The organism is Blautia sp. AF34-10 (genome assembly GCF_003477865.1).
In the GTDB taxonomy this organism is placed as follows: Bacteria; Bacillota; Clostridia; order Lachnospirales; family Lachnospiraceae; genus Fusicatenibacter; species Fusicatenibacter saccharivorans.
Map to the genome: position 1 here is coordinate 1 of NZ_QUED01000052.1, position 5,970 is coordinate 5,970.

The window sequence follows — 5,970 nt, forward strand, 5'->3', positions numbered from 1 at the left end:
ATTTTAATGCCTAATTTTTAACCTGTAAAGTTTTTTAACTTTCTTCAATTTTAGTATTGACTTTTTATTTGCAGGCTAAAGTAACGAGAATGCGACGCGCCGTTTTCAAAAGACACCTACAAAACCCTCTTCGACTGGATCGACCAGAACCATTTTTCGACGGGCCAGTATTCCTACAAAGAAGCAGTGATCGACGAACTGGCAACGGCGTCTGTGAAAGAATATGTGACGAAGATATCGGTACAGGTGTTTCGTACGTGAAACGTTTTTTATCAAGAAAAAAAAGCCAGAAGCAAACGATACACAGCGTTTCTGGCCTTTCTTATTTTTGACTTTTATTTCTGACCCAAAGGGTCCAGGAACGCAACGTCTGCCTGTGCGGAAACGATCTTACCGCAGTCGGAAAACGAACCGCCCTGTTTTATTCGTGGATTTTTCTGGTATTACACATTTTAACAAATTCCGGATCAAAATGTTTTACCGCAGTTCCCTGATAGCCGAGATCCAGTGAGCTGATTCTCTGCATTTCCTCTTCGGTCAGTGTAAAATCCCAGATCTGAAAATTCTCTTCGATTCTCGTCTTGTGAACCGATTTCGGAATGACCACAACGCCGCGCTGTACATTCCAGCGCAGAACAATCTGTCCTACGGTCTTTCCGTGTACGTCAGCGATTTCTTTTACCATCTCGTTTTCAAACGGATTGTGACGGCCTCCACCGAGCGGTGCCCATGCCTCCGGCACAATCTGATACTCTTCCATAACTTTTAACGCCGGCTCCTGCGTGAAGTACGGGTGCATTTCAATCTGATTTACCATAGGACGGATTGCTACTGTTTCGCAGAAGTTGGCCAGCACATGAGGATAAAAATTGGAAACACCGATGGCTCTTAACTTTCCTTCTTTGTATGCATCCTCCATAGCACGCCATGCACTGAAATAATCTTTCATTGCCTGGTGCAGCAGATAAAGATCAAGATATTCCACGCCCAGCGTCTCAATTGAATGATCAATCGCTTTCTTTGCCATTTCATAATTCTGCATATCCTGTACCCACATCTTGGATGTGATGAACAGTTCTTCGCGGGTGCAGATTCCTTCTGCAATCGCCTCACGGACGGCTTCCCCAACGGCATCTTCATTTGTATAAGAAGCCGCCGTGTCGATCAGACGATAGCCCGCCCGGATGGCATTTAATACAGATTCTTTGCACTCTTCTTTATCTCTTACCTGAAAAACCCCAAAACCCTCCATCGGCATTTTTATACCATTTGTCAATACTTTATATTCCATTTTTGTTTCCCTTTCTTATCAAATAAATGCAGTAAACACATGTTCTTCCATCTTTGGCAGGCCGTATTTATTTTATTTCTGGCTGTCCAAATCGATCTTCATATTCACATATGCTGCCAGTTTTTCCTCATCCGGGTAATAGTAACGCACGTTTTATTCAGGCCTTCCATTTTCTTCATCTCTTCGTCGGTCAGTTCGAAACCGAAGATATCGAGGTTTGCCTTGATGTGCTCCGGATTCGTAGAACCCGGGATGACGATATTTCCAACCTGGGTGTGCCATCTTAAGATCACCTGCGCGGTGCTCTTTTCATATTTTTCCGCAAGTTCTTTGACAATCGGCTCCTCAAGCAGTGCATGATCACCGTGTCCCAACGGATACCATGCCATCACACGGCAGCCGCACGGAGCAAGTGCGGAAATAGTCTCCTCATCGCGGTAATACGGATGCGCTTCCATCTGGATCACATGCGGTTTGATTTCGCACTCTTCCAGCAATTTTTTCAACTTTTCACCCTGGAAATTGGAAATACCGATAGCTTTGATTTTGCCCTCTTTGTACGCTTTTTCCAGTTTGCGGTAGCCTGCCATGAAGTCGCCTGCCGGCTGATGGATAAACATCAGATCGATGTAGTCGGTTCCAAGCAGTTCCAGGCTCTTTTCTACCGTTCCTTCTGTCAGATACTGGCTCGCCCATATTTTGGTCGAGATGAAAATGTCCTCTCTTGCCACACCGGATCTTTTAATTCCGCGCCCAACTGCACGCTCGTTCATATAAGCCTGTGCAGTATCAATCATGCGGTATCCGCATGCTAATGCGTCCACAACCGCCTGCTCTGCCTGATCCGGTGTCATCATAAAAGTTCCGATTCCCACTGCCGGGATCTGCACCTGATTGCTTAATGTAAAGTTCATCATCATAACCTCCCTGTTTTATTTTGATGTGTGATATTTTGTTATTTCCCTGTCTTTGTAGCTTTAGTTTATCACCCGGGAGTTGCTACCGATCAAGGACTTTTTTGAAAAAAATCCCTAAAATCTAATCGTTCATTCCTATTTCGGATCGACTCAAATGTTTGCAAAAACGTCATACCATGAATCCCTCATCCATAGTATGACGTTTTTCTTCTCTGCATTTTGTTTTCTATTTTTTTATCTTTTCAATCCTGCATTCATGTTCTTTCGTCTTTTTATTATAGTTGATCCCCACAAGAAGAAGATCTCCTGTGTATTCCAGAATAGAATCCGGATATTTTTTGTCCCGGATCTGTTCCATAGCTGTATCTGTGCTTTTGTTCCACTTAAGTTCTACCAGCAGCGCCGGATAACTTGTTTTGTATTCCGGTTTCGGAAGATAAACAAAATCTGCAAAACCGCGCCCAGCCGGCAGCTCTCTTATCGGTTTGAAATAATACTGCATAGAGCTTAAATATGCTATCGTAAGCACGCTGCTCAGGGAATTTTCATCATTATATTGGATCACCGAACTGTACTCCTGATGAATTCTCTCTACGCCATCCGCTACCGCTTTTTCATCCATATCCAGGGTTGCATCCAGCAGATCTGTGGATTCCTTCTGAAAAGTAATCATTTCATTCCATTTGTTGCGTTTCACCGCATTGTTTAGTTCATGTCTGATTTCCTCATTCGGAATAAAAACCTGCTGCCTGTCCTGATCGTAAGCCAGATATCCGAGATGGATCAAATACGTCAGTATATCATCCCGGTTGGCAAAGCTTACAGTATCATTCTGGAAAGACGTCACATCCACATCCACGGCGGCCCCCGACATCATTTCTATGATAGCTGCCCTCAGTCCGTCGAAATTCATGTTAATCAGTGGCACGATTGCTTCATAGCTGCCGGTATTGGACCAGTAGCTTTTATATTTTCCGTTCAGCATCAGGCTGACAACGGCTTTGGGATTATATACCTGATACCCTTCCAGAGAATATCCATCATACCATGATTTCACCTGTTCATAGTTCTGTCCGTACCGGTCGCATAAATCATGCACTTCCGCTTCTGTAAAGCCAACATACGGTGCCATTCTTCCTGCATCCAGCATGGTGAATTCTTCGAAATTGTTGAGGGCGGACTGTGTCTTTAATTTCTTGATCGGCAGAATTCCTGTCAGATACGCCAGTGCAATATATTTTGACGGTTCCGATCCTTTGAACATGCCTCTTAAAAAATCAATATATTCTTCCTGCACTTTATGGTTCTGCGCTTCATCTCGGATCAGTACATCCCATTCATCGATGATGACAACAAATTTGTTTCCCGCAGCAGCCTTAATATAGGACATCGCCCCATAAACCGTCTTCACAGTATCCGGAATCAGTTCTCCGTATTTTTCCTTCAGTTCCTGCAGAATTCCGTTATTGATATATTCCACAACGCAATCCGCATTTCCGGCATCCATCATGCACCACTGGACATCAAAATGAATCACATCATACTGGTTCAGATGTTTTTCAAAGGACTCCGCCTTATGAATCGCATAGTCCGCAAACAGTTCTCTGGAATCACTGCCTTTGCTGTAATATGCCGACAGCATCTCCGCTGTGATTGACTTTCCGAAACGCCTCGGACGGCTGCTGCAGATAAATTTTGATGTAGTACTGATCACTCTGTTGGTATATTCCAGAAGCGGTGTTTTATCTACATAGATTTCTGAATGAATGACTTCCGAAAATGCTTCATTTCCCGGATTTAAAAATCTTCCCATGGCGGCCTCCTTCCTGTTCACATTGTGATCTTTCCTGTATTCATTATACACGGAAAGAACTCCGATGGGTAGACTTTATCCTGCAAAAAATGCTGCACCACAGATTCTCCCAAACAATCAAAAAACAGAGCGAAAATCTCCTGGACTTTCACTCTGCTTTTGCTTCTTTTACAGTTTTGCGCGGAAGAACGCACAGATTTCGTCCCACACTTCCTTCTGGAAGAAACGAAGATCTGCGTGGTCGGCATCCTCGATCGAAAGCAGTGTGACGTCACATCCCGCTTTTTCCAGTTCGTCGTGCAGTTCCTCTCCCTGTCCGAACGGAACAGTATGGTCATTCTCTCCGTGGATGATCAGAAACGGCGGTGCGGCTTTTGTCACGAAGCTGACCGGACAGCATGCGAGTGCTTCTTCCGGATGGCGCATCACGTTTTTGCCCATCAGAAGGGATTCCGGAGATGCCGCACACTGCTCCGGATCACTGTACGGGAATCCGCGGAAATCGGTCGGCGGGTACCACGGGCAGGCGCCTGTACGGCACTGGAATATTCCAGATTTCTCCCACATCATAAACGGGATCTGTCGCAAGCGCTGCCATGCAGGTCAGATAACCGCCCGCAGACTCTCCCATCACACCGATGCGGTCCGGATCAATGTTGAAGCGATCGGCATGTGCACGCAGATAACGGATTCCTGCTTTCACATCCTGCAGCGGTGCCGGAAATTTTGCCTCATTACTCGTGCGGTATTCTACCGATGCAACAACGAATCCCTGCTGTGCCAGTACGGACAGATAGGCAAGATGTGCCGAGCGGTCCATCTGGATCCAGGCCCCTCCGCAAATCCATACCACACACGGGTATTTTCTGGTGTTATCCCGCGGGTAAATCAAATCCAGCTTCAAATCCTGCACCGTGTTTCCAAACCAGGCATCCGCCTGTGCAAATGTAATTCCTGTTGTGACGCAGAATTGTGGTTTTTCTGCTTCTACCTGAATTCTTCTTCTCATGTAATAAAACCCCCATATTTCTGTTTTCCTGACCGTTTGTCGCAGCCTCTGGCCGGAAATCACCTTTTTTGTTTACTTCTCATCCATTGCTTTTTTGATCGCGCCAAGCAGCTCCTCATACGTCTCATACGCCGGGATCTGCGGATAGTCGGCTTTGATTTTATCGGTCGAGCGGAACAGAAAACCTGCCTTACTTGCCTGAATCATGCCAAGGTCATTGTAGGAATCGCCGCTTGCGATCGTCTCAAATCCGATGGACTGCAGTGCTTTTACGGTGGTGAGCTTCGACTGCTCGACTCTCATCTTAAAACCTGTGATCTCTCCGTCGTCTGCGACTTCCAGGGAGTTGCAGAACAGGGTCGGATAGCCAAGTTTTTTCATCAGCGGTGCGGCAAACTCCGTGAAGGTGTCGCTGATCAGAATCACCTGGGAGAAGGTGCGCAGCTCGTCGAGGAACTCTCTTGCGCCCGGCAGCGGATCAATTTTTTCAATCGTAGCCTGAATTTCTTTCAGTCCAAGGCCATGCTCTTTTAAGATTCCAAGTCTCCATCTCATCAGTTTATCGTAATCCGGCTCGTCGCGTGTCGTTTTTTTAAGTTCCGGGATTCCGCTTGCCTCCGCAAACGCGATCCAGATTTCCGGTACCAGTACTCCTTCTACATCCAGACATGTAATATACATTGTTATGATCCCCTTTCCTGCGCTGCCCGCCTTGTTTGCCGACGGGGTTTTGTTTTTTTTCACAGCATCACTTTACCACACTATATCATAGAATCCATATCACTGCAAATTAAAATCACGTTTTATTTTTTTATACGTATATATCTCTCTAAAATTACATTCTTTTTACAAAATCGTTGTTTTTTACAAATTCATATATTTATTTATATGTTTTTTGACTATTGATTTATTTTTCATATATTTATATAATAATTACAAG

The 5,970-nt window shown here is 45.0% G+C and carries 6 protein-coding genes; all 6 read right to left on the reverse strand.

The features are described from left to right. Positions 1–421: 421 nt before the first annotated feature. Positions 422–1,291 (reverse strand): aldo/keto reductase, encoded by an 870-nt coding sequence (locus tag DWZ60_RS16445; protein ID WP_119222142.1) that lies wholly within the window; start codon positions 1,289–1,291, stop codon positions 422–424. Between the two features lie 104 nt (positions 1,292–1,395). Next, positions 1,396–2,205, reverse strand: coding sequence for an aldo/keto reductase (locus tag DWZ60_RS16450; protein WP_243038377.1), 810 nt, complete (start codon positions 2,203–2,205; stop codon positions 1,396–1,398). 229 nt (positions 2,206–2,434) lie between these two features. Further along, positions 2,435–4,021, reverse strand: a complete 1,587-nt coding sequence (locus DWZ60_RS16455) for an AAA family ATPase (RefSeq protein WP_119222144.1) — start codon at positions 4,019–4,021, stop codon at positions 2,435–2,437. 168 nt (positions 4,022–4,189) lie between these two features. Further along, a complete protein-coding gene (locus tag DWZ60_RS18760) occupies positions 4,190–4,591 on the reverse strand; it encodes a prolyl oligopeptidase family serine peptidase (RefSeq protein WP_279220344.1) in 402 nt (133 codons plus the stop codon). Beyond that, the gene (locus tag DWZ60_RS18765) at positions 4,500–5,030 is read right to left on the reverse strand and encodes an alpha/beta hydrolase (RefSeq protein ID WP_279220345.1); all 531 of its coding nucleotides are present in this window, start codon (positions 5,028–5,030) and stop codon (positions 4,500–4,502) included. Before DWZ60_RS18765 ends, DWZ60_RS18760 begins: the two co-directional genes overlap by 92 nt. Before the next feature lie 72 nt (positions 5,031–5,102). Further along, positions 5,103–5,711 (reverse strand): bifunctional phosphoserine phosphatase/homoserine phosphotransferase ThrH, encoded by a 609-nt coding sequence (gene thrH / locus DWZ60_RS16465; RefSeq protein WP_055227856.1) that lies wholly within the window; start codon positions 5,709–5,711, stop codon positions 5,103–5,105. Positions 5,712–5,970 lie beyond the last annotated feature (259 nt).